The organism is Microcoleus sp. PH2017_24_DOB_U_A (assembly GCF_020738205.1).
In the GTDB taxonomy this organism is placed as follows: domain Bacteria; phylum Cyanobacteriota; class Cyanobacteriia; order Cyanobacteriales; family Microcoleaceae; genus Microcoleus.
The window spans coordinates 37,201-58,122 of record NZ_JAEQCT010000034.1; the positions used below are offsets into that span (position 1 = coordinate 37,201).

The following is a 20,922-nucleotide window of genomic DNA, read 5'->3' on the forward strand; positions in this document are numbered from 1 at the left end:
ATAAGAATTAGCTAAGCTTGGATATTCCCTGAACCTGAAGAGCATTCTTCAAATGTTAAGTAGGATTTGAATTTGCTATTTTCCTGAGAATCATAACAATTTCTATAGAATTTTGTTGAAATAGTTCTATAGTAAAATCAAAGCCTAGATGTTTCTGAGAGTAGAAAAGTAACTCAGAGAAGGTTTCTGATGTCCAGACGTGAAAATGGATGCTGTAATCTATCTCAATTAAAGCTTGTTGGCGCGCTAATATCTGTTCTTGAGGAAATTTCTCTACCAATCTCACGTACTCTTCGTAATGAGATACCTTAGACCATTCGGGCCCTTCTTTGTAGTCTCGAATTAAATGGTCGAGGGTAGTCATGGGGCGATCGACATCAAAGATATAACGCTTGTCTGGTACGCCCATGTACACAATTCCTCCGGGTTTGAGAACTCTCAAAAAGTTTTCCAGAGCGCCGATCGGGTTTTGACAGTGTTCTATCATGTGATTGGCAATCACAAAATCCCAAGAATTATCAGCTATGGATGACAGAGTTTCGCCATTATCTACAATGTCTGCCTCTATGAGATTGGTTCCATTTAATTCTGGGTATTGTTTTCTCAGATCGCTAACCGACATTCGATCGACGTAAGAAACCTTTACACTATCTGGAACTTCCAAAGGAGCATGAAGAGCTCCCACTTCTATTCCCTTCCCGCTTAGGTATTTAAAAGCTATATCTCTCCGTACTTGCATGAGCGCCGTAAGATCCACAGTTATCGTCTCCTAAAAAATAGTAATCTCGATCGACTTTAAGTTAATTTTGTGTGTGCCGAGTCCGGTGCTTCACTATGATGCACAAGTTGGGCTTTGAGTCAATGGCACGCGGGTAGAGCCCGATCGACCTTCCTAGTTTACCCGATCGCGCGTGTTGGTCGATCGCTTGAGGGCGATCGGCTTTGTTTATTTTTTTGTAAATATTTATGGTTGGCTTGACGGCAAGCGGGCCTGCGGGCGATCGACCATCTGTGATACCAGGAGTTTGGCGGGAACATCCTCAGAACTCTGAAATCCGATCTGGTTGGAAAGGCGAGGGTTTGAGTTTCGTGGGGGCGATCAGGCAAAACTTACCCTATGTAGTAGAATGGTGTACAAAAGCGCGATCGCGACAGGAGTAAATTATTTTTGATAAAATTTTGTGGTGGCAGATATCATTAACCCAACGATAGATGATTTTCTAAAATACAAGAAAGTGATTTAATTATGCAACCAGAGTATCCTACAGCCAATGATTGGTATAAAGCTCATCGACCGGAGTTAAAAAAATATCGGGGTGAGTGGATAGCTTATACTAACAAAGGGGTGATTAGTCACGATCGCGATTATCGAAAGATGAAAGATGCACTCGATCCGAGTTTGTCTGGTTTAGATTATGTAATTGAACGAATATTTGAAAGTGAGTTTGTAGAACCAGTCAGATTTTTTCCAGTCAGAATGAGAACATTAAAATCTCACGATTGGCAACCTAAATACCAGTTGTTATTGAAATTTCAGCATACCGTAACAGTAAAAATTTTGGTTGATTCAGGTGCAGAACTTAGTTTGATTACGAAAAAACTTGGTGAAGACTTGGGTTATACTAAAGGGTCTGAAGAGATTAACAATCAAGCTGAAGGAGTTGGTGGCAGCATTGAATATCTATTACGACAGATAGAAATACAGTTGGATGGTCATATTTTTACTGCGCCTGTCGCTTGGGCGCAAACAGATCTTTGCCAGGAAATACTTTTGGGCAGAGAGGTGGTGTTTGATTTGTTTGATATAGAATTTAAGCAAGCTGAGGAGAAAATTATTTTTAAGCGGCGATCGGAGTGAAGTGTGGCGATCGGGTTTAAGTTAGTTTTTTGTGTGCCGAGTCCACCGCTTCAGTATGATGCACAAGTTGGGCTTTGAGTCAATAGCACAGGGGGAAATATTTATGCTCAGGTCGATGGCTTAGGGCTTGGGGCGATCGACCGTCTATAATACCTGGTGCGTGCGGGAACATTATCGGAGGTCGGAAGTCTGATATGCTTGGAAAGGCGGTGGTTTTGAGTTTCGTGCGGGCGATCTGGAAAAAGATTACTCAAGATTCTGGTACAATCTGTAAAAAAATTTGTGGCACTCTCTATCTCTCATAACAACTCAAAAATCAAAATTATGTACCATTTTAAGACTGTGAAAGAATGAAAGTAGTTATACTAGCCGGCGGCTTGGGGACTCGTCTCCGAGAAGAAACAGAATTTCGCCCTAAGCCCTTAGTTGATGTGGGCGGAAAGCCAATTATTTGGCACATTATGAAGACCTATGCCCACTATGGCTTCCTCGATTTTATCGTGTGTTTGGGCTACAAAGGCAACATGATTAAGGAGTATTTCCTGAATTATGAAGCGATGAATAATGATTTTACTATTTGTCTAGGTCGCCAAAATCAGATTACCTATCACGAAGAACACCAGGAGCAAGATTTTAAGGTGACACTGGCGGAAACAGGGCCTGACAGTATGACTGGGGGGCGGGTGAAACGTGTTGAGAAATACATTACTGATGATACCTTTATGGTGACATACGGTGATGGAGTTGCTGATATCGATATTGGAGCCTTGTTAGATTTTCATAAGGCTCATGGTAAGCTGGCAACTGTTAGTACAGTGCGTCCGACATCTCGATATGGTATTTTAGATGTGGATAACCAAGGCAAAGTTCTGGAATTCACCGAAAAACCTCAGATAGATGGCTGGGCTAGTGTCGGATTTTTGGTACTTCACCGCAGCATATTTGAGGCTTTGAGCGGAGATGATTGTTTTTTTGAGCGAGAGCCACTAGAGCAGTTAGCGGCCCAAGGACAATTGATGGCGTATCGCCACGAAGGTTTCTTTTTTGCGATGGATACTTACCGCGAATATAAGTATTTGAATGAACTGTGGGATAATAGAGAGGCTCCTTGGAAGGTGTGGGAATGAGTGAATTTTGGCGTGATCGATCGGTATTGGTGACAGGTTGCACAGGTCTTTTGGGTAACTGGTTAGTAGCTGAGTTGCTGGAAAGAGGAGCCTTGGTAACGGGATTAGTCCGTGACTTGATACCCCAATCCCGACTGTATGCTGGAGAGTGGTATCGGCAGATTAATATCGTTCGCGGTTGTGTAGAAGATTTGCCAACCGTAGAACGAGCGATTAATGAGTACGAAATAGACACGGTGTTTCACCTAGCAGCTCAGACAATTGTGGGAGTTGCAAATAGAGAGCCACTGGCTACTTTTGAAACGAATATTAAAGGTACTTGGAATATTCTAGAAGCTTGTCGCCGTGTTGGTGGTGTGAGTCGAATTGTCATAGCATCTAGCGATAAAGCCTATGGAGACCAGCTAGTGCTACCTTACAGCGAAACAACTTCGCTCCAAGGAGAACACCCTTATGATGTTTCTAAAAGCTGTGCCGATCTAATCAGTCGCGCTTATTACGTCAGTTATGGTTTGCCTGTTTGCATTACTCGCTGCGGCAACTTTTACGGCGGTGGAGACTTGAATTTTAATCGAATTGTTCCGTCAACAATTCGATCGGCATTACGAGACAAGCCAGTAGTCATCCGCAGTGATGGCACTTTTATTCGGGACTATTTTTATGCGAAGGATGGGGTTTTAGCTTATCTCCATTTGGCAGAACAAATGGACAGGAAAGAAGTTTTGGGAGAGGCGTTTAATTTCAGCAATGAGTTGCAAATTTCTGTGCGGGGCATGGTAGACAATGTTTTAAAATTGATGAATAAAAGTCATTTAGAGCCTGTCGTATTGAATCGGGCAAAGAATGAAATTAAACATCAGTATCTCTCGGCAGACAAGGCTCGAAAAATGCTCGGCTGGGAATCTAAATATCCTCTAGAAGAAGGGTTGAAAGAAACCATTGAGTGGTATGAGAATTTTTTGATGGATGAAAACCCCTGTCTCATCAGCCTGTGATGAACGGTACTCAAAACTCACAAATTTAAAAAGGGGTTAATTCTGTGCCATCTCAATGTCGTTTTTGCAGTAACCCATTGGAGCATACTTTTGTAAATCTGGGGATGTCGCCACTGGCGAATGCTTTTTTATCTGAAGCTCATCTGAATTGTGCAGAGAAATTCTATCCGCTTCATACTTATGTATGCGGTAATTGTTTTTTAGTGCAGTTAGAAGAGTTTGAATCCCCGGATAGTATTTTCAGTGACTATGCTTACTTTTCTTCCTATTCAGACTCTTGGCTGCGCCATGCTCGGAAATATACAGAGTTGATGGTGGAGAGGTTTGGATTTGACGAAACCAGTCAGGTAATTGAACTCGCTAGCAATGATGGCTATTTACTCCAATACTTTAAGCAGCAAGGAATTCCTGTATTGGGGATTGAACCTGCTGCAAATGTAGCGAAGGTGGCCCAGGAAAAAGGTATTCCAACTTTAGTCAAGTTTTTTGGCGTGGAAACGGCTAAAGAGTTGGTTTCAGAAGGCAAACAGGCAGATTTGTTGCTGGGAAATAATGTGTTGGCTCATGTGCCTGACTTGAACGATTTTGTGGCGGGGATGAAAATTATCCTGAAACCAAGCGGTGTCTTGACAATGGAGTTTCCTCATGTATTGCAACTAATTCAAAACAATCTGTTTGACACGATTTACCATGAGCATTTCTCTTATTTTTCGCTGTTGACGGTTGAGAAAGTTTTTGCAAGTCACGGTTTAACTTTGTTTGATGTTGAGGAAATACCAACCCACGGAGGTTCTCTGCGGATTTACGGGAGGCATAGTGAGGTCGATGGAAAAATTAGCGATAGCGTCACGGAATTGAAAGCAAAAGAAATTCAAGCAGGACTCAACAAACTTGAAATTTATGTAGGATTTGGCGAACAGGTTAAGTCTACTAAACGTCAAATGCTCAGTTTCCTAATTGATGCCAAAAATCAGGGCAAATCAATTGTGGGCTATGGGGCGCCGGCGAAGGCTAATACACTGCTGAATTATTGCGGTATCCGCACGGATTTGATTGATTATACGGTGGATTTAAGCCCGCATAAGCAGGGTTTGTTTTTGCCGGGAACTCAGATTCCGATATATCATCCCGATCAAATTCGGGAGACTAAGCCAGATTATTTGGCTATCTTACCTTGGAACATTAAGGATGAGATAGTAAGTCAGATGGATTATATCCGCGAGTGGGGAGGTAAGTTTGTGGTGTTGATTCCTCAAGTGGAGGTAATCGAGTGAAGTTTACTGAAACGAAGCTTAAGGGAGCTTATGTTATTGAGGTAGAAACCATAGCGGATGAGAGGGGATTTTTTGCCCGAAGTTGGTGTCAAAAGGAGTTTGCAGAACATGGTTTGAATGCTAATCTAGTGCAGTGCAATATTTCTTTTAACCTCAAAAAAGGTACTTTGCGGGGGATGCACTACCAGGCTAAGCCCTATCAAGAAGCGAAGTTAATTAGGTGTACAAGAGGTGCTATTTATCAAGTAGTTATCGACATCAGACCAGACTCGTTTACATTTAAGCAGTGGGTAGCAGTTGAGCTAACTGCTGAAAACCGTAAGATGCTTTACGTTCCTAAAGGCATGGCGAGTGGGTTTCAAACTTTAATGGATGATACTGAGGTTTTCTATCAGATGGCTGAATTTTATCATCCTGAGTCTGCCAAGGGTTTACGATGGAACGATCCTAGTTTTGGAGTGGAATGGCTCAACGAAGTATTAGTAGTCTCAGCGCTGGATAAATCTCATCCACTCTTCAATGATTTTTGGGTTTCTGACAATCAGTAGTTACCATGCTTAAAGAAATGATTTTTTGGGGGGCTAGTGGACAAGCTAAAGTTTTAAGAGATTGTTTAAAATTATCTGGAATAAAACTTGTTTCTTTATTTGACAATAATGAAAGTTTGGTAGCACCATTTGATGATGTTCCCCTATATTTCGGAAAAAAAGAGTTGGAAGCTTGGATAACACAAAGAAAACTCAACAACCCTGTTGGTTTCTTGGTTGCTATCGGAGGAGACAAGGGTAAGGATAGAATTCAAATACAAGAATACTTAGAGTCCTACGGTTTGATTGCACTGATTGCTAAGCATCCAACTGCCGTCATAGCAGATAATGTAAAAATTGGGAGTGGTTCTCAGATATTAGCAAATTCTACACTTTGTGTAGAAACTACAATTGGTCGCGGTTGCATTGTCAACACAGGTGCAATTGTAGACCATGAGTGCTATCTTTATGATGGTGTTCATGTCTGTCCGGGCGCTACTTTAGCTGGCTGCGTCCAGGTTGAACCTTATTCGATGATTGGTACTGGTGCAGTTGTTTTGCCAAGGATCAGGATTGGTAAAGGAGCTATAGTTGGTGCTGGTGCTGTAGTCATAGAAGATGTTCCTTCCTATAGTGTTGTTGTAGGAAATCCAGCTAGAGTTATTAAGGAACTCCCAAGAAAGTAAAGTAATGAATGCACAATTTTAAACCAGGAGTCAAAAAATGATGAATACGATGAATAACAAGGACAATTTACAAGAACTAACGAATCAGTGGTTTGTTGAAAGTTGTAAACAAAAATACTCTTACAACTTTAGCTGGATGGGGCGTCCAATCATTCAGTTTCCTCAAGATATTATGGCTATGCAGGAAATTATTTGGCAGGTTAAGCCGGATTTGATTGTTGAAACAGGAATTGCTCATGGAGGTTCCCTGATATTTTATGCCTCAATACTTGAGCTGATTGGTGAAGGGCAAGTTTTGGGTATTGATGTTGACATTCGGCAGCACAATCGGGTGGAAATTGAACAACATCCGATGTTTAAACGCATTACAATGATTGAGGGTTCGTCCATTGATGAAGAAATAGCAAAGCAGGTTTATTATTGGGCAAAAGGCAAAAGTCGAATACTGCTAGTGCTGGACTCCAATCATACTCATGACCATGTATTGAAAGAATTGGAACTTTACTCGCCACTGGTAACTAAAAATAGTTACTTAGTCGTTTTCGATACAGTGGTAGAGGATATGCCTGAAGACTTTTTCCCAGATAGACCTTGGGGAAAAGGCAACAATCCTAAAACCGCTGTCTGGGAATTTCTTAAGACCAATAAACGTTTTGAAGTTGACAAAGATATAGAAGCTAAGTTGCTAATTACTGTTGCGCCTGACGGTTATCTTAAGTGTGTGGAGGATTAAAAATGGAACCTATTCCTGTTGCTGGCCCTTGGATCACTCAAAAAGAAATTGACTATGTTACTGATGCTGTCACTAATGCTTGGTACAGCAATGCTAATATCTACCATGAGCGGTTAGAAAAAGCTTTTGCGAATTATGTAGGACGTAAATATGCGATTAGTTTACCTTCTTGTACATCAGGTTTACATTTAGCATTACTGTCGCTTGGCGTAGGAATTAGAGATGAGGTGATTGTTCCTGATATTACTTGGATCGCCACTTCTGCACCTATTACTTATGTAGGTGCGACTCCTGTTTTTGCAGATATTGATGAAAAGTCTTGGTGTCTGTCGGCTGAATCTTTTGCCGATCGGATTACACCGAAAACTAAGGCAGTCATCATCGTTGATTTATATGGCAATATGCCAGATATGGATGCGATTCAGGAAATTGCTGACAAACATGGTATTGCTGTGATTGAGGATGCAGCAGAGGCGATCGGCTCTGAGTATAAGGGTAGCAAAGCTGGCAGTTTTGGTGAAGTGAGTACCTTTAGCTTTCATGGCTCGAAAACGTTGACGACTGGTGAAGGGGGAATGCTGGTAACAGACAGCGACGATATATATCAGCGTTGCCTTTTTCTTCGAGATCACGGTAGAGATCCCCACAGTAAAATGTTTTGGAATACGGAAGTGGCGTACAAGTACAAAATGAGCAGTATGCAAGCAGCTTTGGGGTTAGCTCAACTTGAGCGGATTGAAGAGTTGATTAATCGCAAGCGCCAGATTTTTGATTGGTACACAGAATCTTTAGACGGTTTCTCTGGTATAAATCTAAACCAGGAGGCAGAGGGAGTAAAAAATACCTACTGGATGGTGACAGCAATTCTGGATCAAAAGTTGGGAGTGAAAAAACAAGAGCTGATCGAGCGGCTCAAGGAAAAAGGTATTGATGCTAGACCTTTCTTTAATCCCCTCAGCACTCTACCAGCCTACCAAGGAGTTTTACCAGAACCTCAACCCCAAAATACGATATCTTTGAGTATATCGCCATTCGGGGTGAATTTACCTTCAGCACTCAATATCACCCAAGAGCAAGTCATATATGTGACAGAATGTTTCAAGAGGTGTGTGACAACTTGATAACCTGAGTTTTGGGTAACAATTTGCAACAAGTGACGTTGTTGGTCATTTGTATAGCACCCGCTTTCGTCGGCGCCGGACGCAAGGCGTAAGACAACCTCGATCACATTTGGCAAAGGATTAAACTGATTCTTGAGTTTACGAATTCGACTTTTGGCCCAAGACCAGCATTGTTCAATGTTAGTTGAAATCAGGGGAGTTTCAAGTAAAACCTATTTTCTTTAAGGCTCTTGAAATTGTCCGCGAGCTAATTTCTCCATCCCAAAGTTTCGACATCTCCACCTGGGTTTTCTCCTCATGACATGAGGCTTGCCTCGCGGAATTTTTCCCAATCGGTAATTTTATGACCCTTACCGGGGGGATCGTTGGGATCTGGCTTGAAAGCCGCCTGTTTGGGCTTGTTGCTTCAGCCATAGCCCCAACGCGAGAGCGACTGATGTCGAACTATATACTTGTTTCAATAATCTTTAAGCCATCTAGTTGGATAGCTTGAATGACTTTCTGACGTAGGTCGTAGCTGTATGGTTGGGGCATAACGTGCGATCGCTCCGCAACAAAGAAGATGATTCTCAGTTTACGCCATAAGCGCCAAGGCGGTTGCTATAACTCGCAAGGGACTCCATGGGACAGCAAGAATATCTGTTTGGTTAATTAATTTTTGCGGTAATATCTATTGTTAAGCTCGAAGGCTTAAGCCTTCGGGGCGCTCGCCCATCTATACTGGTGCCTGCGGGAACATCTTCAAAGGTCTGAAGTCTGATATGCTTGGAAAGGCGACGGCTTGAGTGTAGTGGGGGCGATCGGGCAAAAATTACCATCATTTGTGGTATGCTTCTTAAAAATCATTTTGGGAGTAGCTTGTCCTAGGGCAACTTATTCATGTAGTGTACCTGCATACCTATTTAATAAAAATGTTAGTAATATGCAACGGAATGACTAGATCGGGATCGACACTTCAATACAATATTTGTCGCAGCCTTGTAGAAAAATTAGATATAGGCAAAGGAGAAGGTTTTTTCGAGGGAAATCAGCTATTGGATTTTCAAGACCAATTCTTAGAGTGGGGTAAAGACGATCTATTTCATGTCATTAAAATCCATGAATTCTACCCAAAAGCCGTCGAGATGAGCTTAAAAGGCTGTGTAAAATTTTGTTACATTTACAGAGATATTAGAGACGTAGCTGCCAGCCTGAAGAAAAAAGAGCAGATTGATGGTCATGACCTTATCACAAGTCTTGACTCTGCAATAGAGGCATATCATAAAATCAAAGACATACCAAATCTTTTAATACAAAGATATGAAAATGTTGTTACATATCTAGCTAAAGCAATTAGGGAAGTGGATTTATTTCTCGGGTTGAAAGCCAGTGAATATACAAAAGAATGGGTGCAGAAAGAATGCTCGGTTGAGAATGCTAAACAAGTAATATTAAGTTTGGCTGTTAGCAGTCTAACTCCTCAATTTAATGCTTCAAATCAACTTTTGTACGATTCAAAGACTTTATTACACCACAACCACATCTCAAATAGTTCTGGAGCTATAGGTGTTTGGAGGGTTTACCTGGAACAACAAGAAATAAACTGGATAACAGAGCGTTACAAATCGTGGCTGGTTGAGCTAAAATATTTATCAGATAGTAATTTCTGTAATTTGAATCTGAATCATCATAAGCAAGGAGGATCGGGAATGCGCGTTGAAGCTTGTTGTCAAAGAATTTTAAGCTATGTTCTTCCCTTGGTAGACGAAAAGCGAGAAGGCCTTTGTATTGATGTTGGCGTAGGAACATTTGCATTTTACTGCGAGATGTTTTCCATGCTGGGATTTAAAACTATCGCCGTTGAACCCCTCCCTGTCGAGGGAGTGCGGGTTTTGTGCCAATATGACGGCATCACTTTGATAGAAGCCTGTCTGTCAGATGTTAACGGCACCAAAACGCTTCATTTAGGAAATGAAGCTGCTGGATTGGATAGTAATTATGCTTCTGTTGAACCGGACTGGTTTGGTGTTTCAACAGAAACGCTAGAAGTACAATCATTGACTTTATCTAAATTACTCCTCAACATAAATGCTCAAAAAGTAACTTGTTTAAAGCTAGACATAGAAGGTGCAGAATCTACCGTTATTACTAAATTGGGGGAATTGCCTAAGGCTTGGCTTCCAAACATAGTTATGTTTGAATATGGAGGTGGCGACTCTAGGGAAAAAGGTCAATATGGTTGGTCGCCGAAGTATTTAAGCGCTACTATGGAGTGTATCAGAGCATTGAAGGAGTGCGGATATAATTGCAGCATGATGATAGACAATGCGCTGGACACAGAAGCCCGAATATTTGAATTGCAATCGTCTAATTTAGAACCAGATTCAATATTTTATCCGAACGGCGGCTACGGAAATATTATTGCTTTTAGAGATTTTAATATATCCCAAGATGAAGTTGTAAAAGTTTGCGCTCCCTATTATGAAAAAAGCCCCCCAAGCGATGGTTTAGAAGAGCATGAAAATGTAATATCAATATCATCACCAGAAGAATTAGAATTGTCTAAGTTTCAGTTGCACAAGACTAGAGAGGAGTTGGAACAGCGTAAGGATCTGCTGCATCAAACTCAGGAGGAATTACAGCAGTATCAAAGTCAACTGCATCAAACTCAGGCAGTATTGGAACAATTCCAAGATCAAATGCAACAAGCTGAGACACTGTTGCAAGAGTATCAAGGTCAACTGCATCAAACTCAGGCAGAATTAGAACAGTCACAATTACAACTACATCAAACTCAGGCAGAGTTGGAACAGTCAGAATCACAACTGCATCAAACTCAGGCAGAGTTGGAACAGTCAGAATCACAACTGCATCAAACTCAGGCAGAGTTGGAACAGTCGCAATCACAACTGCATCAAACTCAGGCCGTATTGGAACAGTCGCAATCACAACTGCATCAAACTCAGGCCGTATTGGAACAGTCGCAAGAAGAGTTAGCACACAAGAATTGTCTACTTCATCATAGTGAGTTGGAATTAGAGCGATTTCGTTTTCAACTGCATCAAACTCAAGCAGAATTAGCACAGTCAAACTCCAAAGTAGAGCATATTCAGTTGAAATCTCAGCAATTGGAAACTCAAATTGGACAAGTTCAGACACAATTAGAACATTCGCAGTCTAAACTTCGCAGTAGCAGGATGGAATTGAAACGAGCGCACTCTCATTTCCACCAAGTTCAGGCAGAATTAGAATACTCCCAAACTCAACAGCATCACACAGAAGCCGTATTGCAGCAGTCGCAGTCTAAAACACATCAACTTGATAGAGAGTTGAAACGATCGCACTCTCAGATCCATCAAGTTCAAGAGGAATCACAACATTATCAGTCTCAGATCCGTCAAGTTCAAGAGGAATCACAACATTATCAGTCTCAGATCCGTCAAGTTCAAGAGGAATCACAACAGTATCAGTCTCAGCTCCATCAAGTTCAAGAGGAATCACAACAGTATCAGTCTCAGCTCCATCAAGTTCAAGAGGAATCACAACATTATCAATCTCAGCTCCATCAAGTTCAAGAGGAATCACAACATTATCAATCTCAGCTCCATCAAGTTCAGGCAGAATTGCAGCGATCGCACTTCCAGCAATATGCCGTTAGCGATACAGATGTCCAACCGAGCCAGATGCCGTACACGGTTCTAGTGTGGGATGCGTGGTATGCCTACCAAAACGGGGATGCAACCAAGATGCAAAACTGCTTGCAGGAATCCTTGAAGTGTACGCCTTTCTCCAAAACAGAAACACTGATAAACTGGCTAGAGAGTTTTGCCAAATTCTACTCTGAGAAAGACCATCAACTCGATACCTACGCACTCACCAACTCAGAAGAGTGGAAGCAATTGATGCGGTGGACAGTTGCAGTTAAGCCAATTTCTAAAACTAAAGCTTATTCTCAGTCATTATAATTTGGCAAAATTAACATAGCTAAACCTACAGAAATATAGAAATCAAGCAATTTCAAAATTTTGTTGGAACAAGCCAATCACTCACTCATCCAGCATCCGTAAAACACTAAAAAACTTAGAACAGAATCAAGGTACAAATAATGCAAATGTATAAGCAAGAATCTATATCCAAATTAGCACAAATTCAAGCCGATCTTGAAAAATCAAATTCGCGTTTGAAGGAACTAAAGTCAAATTTGGTAAAACCTGTGAATAGTATTCCTCTCGTTAGTATTTGCATCCCTACTTACAACGGAGAGGACTATATTGCTGAAGCTCTGTCGAGTGCATTATTGCAGACTTACTCTAATATAGAAATAATAATCTCTGATGATAATTCAAATGACAATACAGTCCAAATAACTCAAGATACGATCCAGAATGAATCTAGAATAGAATGTCGCCTTATTCATCATGAAAGATATGGAATAGCTAACAATTGGAACTTTTGCATCTCTCAATCACGGGGCAAATATATAAAATTTTTGTTGCAAGATGATTTGCTTGAACCAAACTGTATTGAAGAAATGGTAAACTTAGCTGAACAGCAAGAAGCAATTGGTTTAGTGTTCTCAAAACGCGGTCTTTTGTTAGCAAGTGAAGATAATTTAAAGGATTCAAAAATTCTGCAAATTTATCAAGATGCACAAGATTTGCATAAAGATTGGTCTAATTTAAAATCAGTACAGACTGGTCAGGATCTTTTAGCGGATATTGATATTTTAAATGGGTCTATAAAAAGAATTGGAGAACCAACTACTGTACTCCTTAAAAAGGAAGTTTTTAATCAATTAGGTTTCTTCGATTCAGCTTTTTCGCAAGCATTAGATATTGAAATGTGGCTGAGGATTATGACCAGCTATAAGATCGGTTTTGTTAATAAAAAACTTTCGCACTGGAGAATTCATCCTCAGCAGCAAACTTACAAGAATGTGGCTATTGGTGATAGTTTGTTTTTAGGAGATTTGTTGCATTTATGTTACAAAATATATGATAGTAATCTTTACCCTTCCCAACTAAGAGAACAAGCTTTTCAAAAGTACAAGTCTCTTAATGAAAATTACCCAAATTTAACAAAGCATCATAAAATTGATAACTTGGCTCAACCAGTTAATCAAGCCTTTTTATCAAAAGAGCGTGAATTTTGGAATGTGAACTCTCTTTATGAAGCAATGTTCAGTAGAGTTTTCACAAGTCCAGAGATAGACAAAATGACCCTCCAAGAAAAGATTGCAGCTTGGGAGGATTCACAAAATACGTCCGTTAAACAAATACTAGAAGGCATTCCGAGCCAATCCGAGTGGAAAATTTTAGAAATCGGCTGTGGCGTTGGGCGCATAATCAAGCCTTTGCGCCAGATGTTCGCTCAAGTGGACGGTGTGGATATTGCAGAAAATATGATTCAGTTTGCCAAAAAATATTTGGCTGACGGCAAGCAGAATGGAGAGGTGTATGTCAATAATGGCTGCGATCTGCAAGCTCTGAGCAGTGAAAATTATGATTTTGTCTATTCCACGATTGTGTTTCAACACATTCGTTCTCTATCTGTGGTTAAAAACTATTTTCGCGAAATATTTAGAGTGCTGAAGCCTGCTGGATATTTCAAAATCCAGGTACACGATTATCAAGACAATCCCGCTGCTGGCAAGTTTGATGAAGAAGCAGATACAGAAACACAATACAATTTTTTTGGAAATGGTTATACGGAGCAACAACTCGCCGGATTGTTAACGGAGCAGGGTTTTGAGGTTATTTTCATAGAATCGCAAAATCATTGGATATGGGCTACAGTTCAGCGACCTGAACAAAATATTAGCTTCCGGGACGACTTAATAAAATCGCAGGCTGCTCAAGCTGCTTTCAAAGTATCGGCTATAGTTTCCACCTACAACTCAGAAATCTTTATTGACGGTTGTTTGCAAGACTTAGTAGAGCAAACTCTTTACAGAAAAGGCGAACTTGAAATCATAGTTATTGACTGCAATTCTGAACAAAACGAGGCGGATATCGTACAGGAATATCAGGCGCAATATCCCAATATCGTTTATAAACGTATATCAGAACGCTTAACGCTCTATGCTGCCTGGAATCTAGGCATCCAGACTGCTCGCGGACAATACATTACTAGCGCTAACACCGACGATCGCCATCACCCCGAAGCTTTGGAAGTAATGGCGAACTACTTCGAGGAACACCCAAAAACAGCTTTAGTTTATGCTGACCAGTTGATTACGCGCGTTGCAAATGATACCTGGGCTACCACCATAGCAGCGGAACGCTGGAACTGGCCGCAGTTTTCCTACACCGAACTCGAACGTCGCTGTGTCATAGGTTCGCAACCGATGTGGAGGAAGTCTCTGCATCAAAAATATGGCTATTTCCGATCAGAATTTGTATGTGCTGGAGATTACGAGTTTTGGCTGCGGATTGGCAAAACTGAAAGTTTTACTCGGTTGCCAGAAGTTCTTGGATTATACTACGTAAATTTACAAGGTTTGGAGCATGGATCGGGAGTAGCAAAACCAGAAACCGATCGTGTATGGGATGAATATGGCATCATTCAACGCGATGTCACACCTGTATCTAGCGTCCCTGTAGCAGTTTCTAGCTCTGAATTAAATCAACTCAAGATTAAGCAGTTTTTACCATCTAAACTTTCCGTACCTCAACCCCAAAAACCGTTAGTATCTATCATTATTCCAACAAAGGATAGACCAGAGATGCTTGAAATTGCAATTCAAAGTGTTCTCGATCAAACTTACCAGAATACGGAAATAATTGTTATCAATGATGGTGGAGTAGATGTCGAAGAAGTATTAAATAGACTCAATTATAGAGGTAATATATCCTATGTTAAACAGGATTATCCCAGGGAGCGTTCTGCTGCTCGTAACGCAGGCCTTCGTATAGCTACAGGCAAATACATAGGCTATTTAGATGATGACGATTTGTACTATCCCCACCACATTCAAACTTTAGTAGATTTTCTGGAGAACAGTCAATATAAGGTGGCCTACACTGATGCCACGAAAGCGGAGCAAGAAAAACAAGGTGGAAAATATGTAACTACCAATCGAACAGTTCCCTATTCCTATGATTTTGAGCAAGACTCACTGATGGTTAATAATTACATTCCTATCCTCTGCCTCATGCACGAAAAATATTGTTTGGAGGAAGTAGGGGTGTTCGATGAAACTTTAGATACTCACGAAGATTGGGATTTGTGGATTAGAATATCTTTGAAATTTAAGATATTTCATATTAACAAAACTACTTGCGAGTTTACATGGCGTACTGATGGCAGTACAACTACCAGCAGAAGATGGGATGATTTTGAGCGAACAAGGCAAATTGTACGTAATCGATACAGTGGTTATGCTCAAATCAATTCGGTTGTGCAAAGAATTGCTGAATCACCTTTTGTGAGTGTAATTATTCCTACAAAAGATCGCCCAGAAATGCTAGAAATAGCAGTAAAAAGCGTTCTCAATCAAACTCATGAAAATCTACAGATTATTGTGATTAATGATGGAGGAGTTGACATTCAAACAAGACTCGATAAACTTAACAGTGAAAGTAATATAACTTATCTCAATCACTCTCAAAATCAAGAACGTTCCGCCGCCCGAAATACAGGAATTCGCGCTGCTCGCGGCGAATACATCGCCTATCTAGACGATGACGATATGTACTATCCTAACCACATTCAAACTTTAGTAGAATTTTTGAAAAACAGTGATTATAAAGTCGCTTACAGCGATGCTGTGATGGCAGAGCAACAAAAGCAAAACGGGCAATACGTGACTATTAACCGCAGCGTTCCCTACTCTTTGGATTTCGATTACAACAAAATTTTAGTGGGTAATTTCATTCCCATGCTGTGCTTGATGCACGAAAAATCCTGTTTAGATGAAACTGGGCTGTTTGACGTTAATTTGAACACTCACGAGGATTGGGATTTGCTGATTCGCCTCTCCCGCAGCTTTAAAATTGCCCATATCAATCAAACCACTTGCGAATTTACACGCAGAGATGATAGCACGACAACAACCAGCAAAAACCGGGCTGATTTTGTACGGACTAGGGAGATTATTTATAACAAATACAGTCAGTACGCCCAAGATAATTTAGCTGTAATCGAAGCTCAGCATTTAGCATTCACATCTGAAGCAAAAGAAGTAGCAACGCAATTAGAGATAATTCAGGAAAAGTTAATACAATCGCAGTCGCAACTGCAAGCCTCTCAGTTGGAGAAACAGCAACTAGAATCCGAATCAGAACACAGAAGGCAAATGGCCCAGCAGGCACAGGCGAAACTAGAACTTGTGCAGGAAGAGAAAAATCAGATAGAAGCCCAATCTAGGGCTTGGAAGTATACAGCAAAGCAGATGCAGCTAGAATTAGAGCATTTGCGATCGCAACTCAAACAAGCTGAGTTACATTTAGAACGAGTGCAATGAGTGCGTGCGACAGCCAATCTTCCTGTATTGTCAACTACAGGCTATCTACGATCTGTTTGTTTTATTCGGGTTTTATAGCGCTCTCAATCCTGTTTTATAATGCTCCAAATCCTGCTTAAAATCCAATAGTCTAGATCTGGATAGTTCTAAGTTTTTCTTGAATACAGGTTCTCTGTCAGCTTTTGTTTGGAAGGAATTAGCATCGGTCGATCTACTCTGGGATTCTTCTTCTATAGCCTTAACAATAGTGTAAAGCTTAACATCTTGCTCGTTCCTGCTAAGAATTTTCTCGAATAAGCTATAGTTTATTGCCTGTTGGTGTACAATTTTGTGGCTCTTGTTGAGTATTTCATAACTAGGTACAGTCTTGCCAAAGTGCCGACAAACCTCTGCGACGATCCTGTCAAAATTTTCTAGGGTACCAAAACAATCAAAGTCATTTTTTAAAATTTCTAAACTTGCCTTCCATGAATGCTGATTACTAATTAATTTGCATTGGATATTTGGGGTATAATAATTGCTATCAATAAACTCTTCAAAGCTAATTTCTTTAACTTTACTGTGTTGCTTATGTTTGGGTGTTTGTAATATATACTGATACAAAGATATACTTTGAGATACTGGGTTTCTCAAGATGGTAAATGTAAAGAATTGCCTAATGCTTTCACCAAGTTTACTTTTAGCTATCGTAAAATTAATATGACCTGCAATAACTTTGTAGGGTGATACCTGTTCAAAATTGAGTCCCTGAAATTGTTTAACTTGTTCTTGATTCCCAACAGACAAATAATCATTATCTCCTTGAAAGATATAATTTTTGATTATCTCGTGCATAGTCGATCCCCCTGTTTTAGGAAGATGGATGAACAGAAGGCGATTTTTATTGAGTAGTTGGGTATTTGGATCGGTTTGACACATCATGATTTATTTTTATATAACTTACAAATTTGGTAACTCTAATCCGTTGATAATTTTGATAACTTCAGTGTAAATCACTTTCCAATCCATATCATACGATAGGTTATAAGGCGGAACCTGCGGGTCTGCAATATCTACAACATTTTCCACAGCTATAAATACTGGCGGTACAGAATTTTCTCGACCGTTAGTAACTTGTTCTCGGAAACCCTGATTGATCGTGCTGTTTGCGTGCATCACACCGGGTTTGTTGGCTATCCAGGAAACCACGGTACTTCCAGAGCCAAGTGGTATGACATATAAATCAATAGCATGAGCCCAAGCAACTTTTTCATAGATCATAGAACCAATTGTACTGTATATACCGATACTAGAGGGGATAATATCTAATATTTTTTTTAGAGTAACTCGATCTTTGGCTATCATAGATTCTCCATAAGGATCTTCGCTTTCTATCCGAGACCAACCGTCAATGACAACTCCTAGATTCGGAAAATTTGTTGCCAAACTTTTGATAATATTTACGATTCCTTCTACCTGGGATACCCATGACTTGTTGTGGGTGCGGATTCCGAACCACAACAGGGGAAAATGCTTTTTTCTTGTTTGTTCTATTTCTTCGAGTACAGATTGAGAACACTTTTTTACTGAACCAGTATATACTCTGCTTGCTAAATTTTCTTTGACAACTACATTGGTAGCTCTTAACGCAGAGTAATTCTCTCCAAGAATTGTCTTAAAAACACTTTTCTTGTCTGCAATGCGCCTCATTTTATCAAAGACTTCTGGAAAAATATCCCCCAAATTAAAATATTCATGAGGTTCTATTAATATTAGATCCAATTTAGATAATATCTCATTCTCATGTAAATAGTAAATTCCTGTAACCTCATTCCAAAAATAGTGTCCTATATTAGGAATTGTCCCCAAAATTGCTGCTACCTTTTTAGTAGGCGTTGATATATAGTTAAGTGTGTCTTGCCAATAACTAACCATATTAGCCTTGAGCCGATTAATAACATCTTTGGCTTGCCACTCGGCGTGAGGATGAGAAAGATGAATAATTAATTCTAATCGGGGAAAATAAATAAATAGTTTCGGCCCCCAAAAGTGTCCTACTGTCAGATAATAAGTCTCATAACATACAAATCTATAACTTATGATTGGCAGCCAACCAGTATCATAAAAAGATTGATTCGATCTAATGATTTTGCCACTGACTGGACATATTGAATAAATATAACCTGTTTCGACTATACTTTGCTGATAAGCATTAATTTGATTCAAATGCTGATGAGTCACAAATTTACTATATTCAGTTTTTGGATATAGCTTGACCAACTCCTTGGGTTGATTATCTTGTCTAAAGTTATTAATATATATTTCTTCTAATGCTATCTGATCTTGGGCTATCAAGTGAATATTAGCTAAATAAATGTTATTTTTTTCTAAAAATCCTCGCTCGTCCTCGCTTAAATTCCAAATATTCATAACAGTATATTTACTTTTACGAACAAAGTATTGTTCAATCTCTGATGATTGCAGATCGGTTGGATAGTAGGAATACTGCTGGTCGATTGTCCCTAATTGATTGAACCCCTTCCATAGAGATTCGTAAACTTCTTGCCGATCGAGCGGTATAATTTGCGGAACTTTTTGGAAGCAGGCTACTGCTTCATCCAGTCTGCCTACTTCTGCTAAACGCAAGCTTAATTGATGGTAAACTGAGAGCGCAGCTTGAGAGTTCTCCTGTTCAATTAAGATATTTGCTAAACGGTAATAAGATTGATAATGGCTTGGACATAGCTCGACCGCGCGCCGATAACAAGCAGTAGCTTGTTCCAAACACACTGAGATAATTGAGATTTCCAATAGTTGATGAAACTCGGGAAATGCTTTAGTTCGCCAAGCATTCAGACCCAATACCCGACTGTTACCCGGAATTTGTAGCCAATCAATACAACCTTGCTTTTCTGCTTCAGAAAGAGAACGTCTCAGATAAACTCTGTAAAGCTCGACTGAATAGGTTGCGTCATCTAGGTGATCGGTTGCTTGTAAGAATTTTTCGTCATTAATGAGGCAGACTTCCGGTAAATTTGGATCAAATATTTGGTATTTTATGTGGGGTAATTTACCTAGATTGTAATCATTAAAAAAAGTTTGTGGGTTCTGATTTACCCGTTGATAGATAGCTTCGCCTAGCTGATAGTGATATTCATAGGCTTCGGGGTTTAGTTCTAAGATCCGACGATATGTGGCTATCGCCTCGTCCCAGTGACTCAATTTCCCTAGAAGTTCCCCTAACTGCTGATAATGTTTCTCCAGAGGTGATAATGCCACTAGACGACGATAAACCGCGAGCGCCTCATCGAGTTTTCTCTGTTCTACCAAAATATTTCCTAACTGCAAGCAGGCTTCCCAGTTGTCAGGTTGAACCTCCAAAAGATTTTGATAAGCTTTTACGTTGTTTGGATTGAGTTCTATAATTTGGCGATAGGAAGCGATCGCTTCTGCTAAATCCGACTGAGTTCGCTGTCGCACTGCATTTGCAAGGGTATGATAAATCCAATCAGCCTCAGGGTTCAACTCAGTTGCACGGCGGTAAGCGACGATCGCTTCATCCAGTTTACCCAATTTTGCTAAACTATTGCCTAGCCCGACGTAAGTCCCAAAATGTTCGGGATTGAGTTTAATTGCCTTGCCGAAGGCTATGGCCGATTCTTCCCACTGTTCTTGTTGGGCTAGAACATCCCCTAAGTGGTGGTAAGACCAAGAGAAATCTGGTTTGAACTCTATTGCATGGCGGTAGGCAGTGACGGCTTTATCGAATCGACCCAGTTTGGATAGGGCTTCCCCCATGTGGTGGTGTGTCCAGGAATCGTTGCTATTGAGCTCTAGTGCCTGCTCGCAAGCAGCGATAGCTTCTTCTAGCTTGCCTTCCTCTTGCAGTTGCTTGTCCTTGTGGAATTCGCTCATAGCCCTCTCATCCTTACATCGAAGATTATTATTTATGTAAAATAAAATATCAGTTGACACTGAGTAGCGCTCTGCTTCCCAGCACTGGCTTATATATTTTACCTGATTGTGGCACAGCATCACTACTCAAGTAGGGCTAAATATTTTTGAGTAGGGGTCAAGGGCTGAATATCTCTAACCGCAGTCATACTCCTTGACATGGGGAGCGATAAACTGCTAATAAAATATTTTTTGCTTAATTATTATTCACCAAGCTAGAAATTG

General features: G+C 40.3%; 14 protein-coding genes and 1 pseudogene. 11 read left to right on the forward strand and 4 right to left on the reverse strand.

The annotated features are described in order from the left end of the window. Positions 1-55 precede the first annotated feature (55 nt). The gene (locus JGK07_RS10050) at positions 56-685 is read right to left on the reverse strand and encodes a methyltransferase domain-containing protein (RefSeq protein ID WP_293178900.1); all 630 of its coding nucleotides are present in this window, start codon (positions 683-685) and stop codon (positions 56-58) included. A gap of 281 nt (positions 686-966) precedes the next feature. On the opposite strand from JGK07_RS10050, the gene JGK07_RS10055 reads away from it, so the two are divergent. The 9 genes from JGK07_RS10055 (at position 967) to JGK07_RS10095 (ending at position 8,321) form a co-directional block, all read left to right on the forward strand. Beyond that, positions 967-1,161 (forward strand): hypothetical protein, encoded by a 195-nt coding sequence (locus JGK07_RS10055; RefSeq protein WP_293178897.1) that lies wholly within the window; start codon positions 967-969, stop codon positions 1,159-1,161. A gap of 85 nt (positions 1,162-1,246) precedes the next feature. Then, positions 1,247-1,858: a DUF5678 domain-containing protein gene (locus JGK07_RS10060; RefSeq protein ID WP_293178894.1), complete on the forward strand. Its 612-nt coding sequence runs from the start codon at positions 1,247-1,249 to the stop codon at positions 1,856-1,858. A 350-nt stretch (positions 1,859-2,208) separates the two neighbouring features. Next, complete coding sequence (gene rfbF, locus JGK07_RS10065) at positions 2,209-2,985, forward strand: glucose-1-phosphate cytidylyltransferase (RefSeq protein ID WP_293178891.1); 777 nt, start codon at positions 2,209-2,211, stop codon at positions 2,983-2,985. Continuing rightward, entirely contained in the window at positions 2,982-3,980 is a 999-nt protein-coding gene (locus JGK07_RS10070) for a GDP-mannose 4,6-dehydratase (protein WP_293178888.1), read from the forward strand. Before rfbF ends, JGK07_RS10070 begins: the two co-directional genes overlap by 4 nt. Positions 3,981-4,024: 44 nt before the next feature. Continuing rightward, positions 4,025-5,254: a class I SAM-dependent methyltransferase gene (locus JGK07_RS10075; protein ID WP_293178885.1), complete on the forward strand. Its 1,230-nt coding sequence runs from the start codon at positions 4,025-4,027 to the stop codon at positions 5,252-5,254. Beyond that, complete coding sequence (gene rfbC / locus JGK07_RS10080; RefSeq protein WP_293178882.1) at positions 5,251-5,802, forward strand: dTDP-4-dehydrorhamnose 3,5-epimerase; 552 nt, start codon at positions 5,251-5,253, stop codon at positions 5,800-5,802. Before JGK07_RS10075 ends, rfbC begins: the two co-directional genes overlap by 4 nt. A gap of 5 nt (positions 5,803-5,807) precedes the next feature. Then, positions 5,808-6,467 carry an acetyltransferase gene (locus JGK07_RS10085; RefSeq protein WP_293178879.1) on the forward strand — a complete coding sequence of 220 codons (660 nt, stop codon included), beginning with the start codon at positions 5,808-5,810 and terminating at the stop codon, positions 6,465-6,467. 37 nt (positions 6,468-6,504) lie between these two features. Beyond that, a complete protein-coding gene (locus JGK07_RS10090; protein ID WP_293178876.1) occupies positions 6,505-7,200 on the forward strand; it encodes a cephalosporin hydroxylase family protein in 696 nt (231 codons plus the stop codon). A gap of 2 nt (positions 7,201-7,202) precedes the next feature. After that, positions 7,203-8,321 carry a DegT/DnrJ/EryC1/StrS aminotransferase family protein gene (locus JGK07_RS10095; RefSeq protein WP_293178873.1) on the forward strand — a complete coding sequence of 373 codons (1,119 nt, stop codon included), beginning with the start codon at positions 7,203-7,205 and terminating at the stop codon, positions 8,319-8,321. A 204-nt stretch (positions 8,322-8,525) separates the two neighbouring features. On the opposite strand, the pseudogene JGK07_RS10100 reads toward JGK07_RS10095, so the two are convergent. Further along, positions 8,526-8,855, reverse strand: a pseudogene (locus JGK07_RS10100) (IS630 family transposase); the annotation flags it as partial. A 398-nt stretch (positions 8,856-9,253) separates the two neighbouring features. Between JGK07_RS10100 and JGK07_RS10105 the strand changes: the two are divergent. Then, on the forward strand, positions 9,254-12,265 hold the full coding sequence (locus JGK07_RS10105) for an FkbM family methyltransferase (protein ID WP_293290850.1): 3,012 nt from the start codon (positions 9,254-9,256) through the stop codon (positions 12,263-12,265). A 146-nt stretch (positions 12,266-12,411) separates the two neighbouring features. Further along, positions 12,412-16,764: a glycosyltransferase gene (locus tag JGK07_RS10110; RefSeq protein ID WP_293178867.1), complete on the forward strand. Its 4,353-nt coding sequence runs from the start codon at positions 12,412-12,414 to the stop codon at positions 16,762-16,764. A gap of 72 nt (positions 16,765-16,836) precedes the next feature. Here the strand turns inward: JGK07_RS10110 and JGK07_RS10115 are convergent, their stop codons facing one another. After that, a complete protein-coding gene (locus JGK07_RS10115; RefSeq protein WP_293224496.1) occupies positions 16,837-17,685 on the reverse strand; it encodes a sulfotransferase family 2 domain-containing protein in 849 nt (282 codons plus the stop codon). A gap of 18 nt (positions 17,686-17,703) precedes the next feature. Next, positions 17,704-20,658, reverse strand: a complete 2,955-nt coding sequence (locus tag JGK07_RS10120; RefSeq protein WP_293178864.1) for a tetratricopeptide repeat protein — start codon at positions 20,656-20,658, stop codon at positions 17,704-17,706. Between the last annotated feature and the right edge of the window lie 264 nt (positions 20,659-20,922).

What these genes read in the sequence shown, in the direction of transcription:
- JGK07_RS10055 (WP_293178897.1), top strand. Translation starts at nt 967, where the DNA reads ATGGTTGGCTTGACGGCAAGCGGGCCTGCGGGCGATCGACCATCTGTG.
- JGK07_RS10060 (WP_293178894.1), top strand. Translation starts at nt 1,247, where the DNA reads ATGCAACCAGAGTATCCTACAGCCAATGATTGGTATAAAGCTCATCGA.
- rfbF (WP_293178891.1), top strand. Translation starts at nt 2,209, where the DNA reads ATGAAAGTAGTTATACTAGCCGGCGGCTTGGGGACTCGTCTCCGAGAA.
- JGK07_RS10070 (WP_293178888.1), top strand. Translation starts at nt 2,982, where the DNA reads ATGAGTGAATTTTGGCGTGATCGATCGGTATTGGTGACAGGTTGCACA.
- JGK07_RS10085 (WP_293178879.1), top strand. Translation starts at nt 5,808, where the DNA reads ATGCTTAAAGAAATGATTTTTTGGGGGGCTAGTGGACAAGCTAAAGTT.
- JGK07_RS10090 (WP_293178876.1), top strand. Translation starts at nt 6,505, where the DNA reads ATGATGAATACGATGAATAACAAGGACAATTTACAAGAACTAACGAAT.
- JGK07_RS10095 (WP_293178873.1), top strand. Translation starts at nt 7,203, where the DNA reads ATGGAACCTATTCCTGTTGCTGGCCCTTGGATCACTCAAAAAGAAATT.
- JGK07_RS10105 (WP_293290850.1), top strand. Translation starts at nt 9,254, where the DNA reads ATGACTAGATCGGGATCGACACTTCAATACAATATTTGTCGCAGCCTT.
- JGK07_RS10110 (WP_293178867.1), top strand. Translation starts at nt 12,412, where the DNA reads ATGTATAAGCAAGAATCTATATCCAAATTAGCACAAATTCAAGCCGAT.
- JGK07_RS10115 (WP_293224496.1), bottom strand. Translation starts at nt 17,685, where the DNA reads ATGATGTGTCAAACCGATCCAAATACCCAACTACTCAATAAAAATCGC.
- JGK07_RS10120 (WP_293178864.1), bottom strand. Translation starts at nt 20,658, where the DNA reads ATGAGCGAATTCCACAAGGACAAGCAACTGCAAGAGGAAGGCAAGCTA.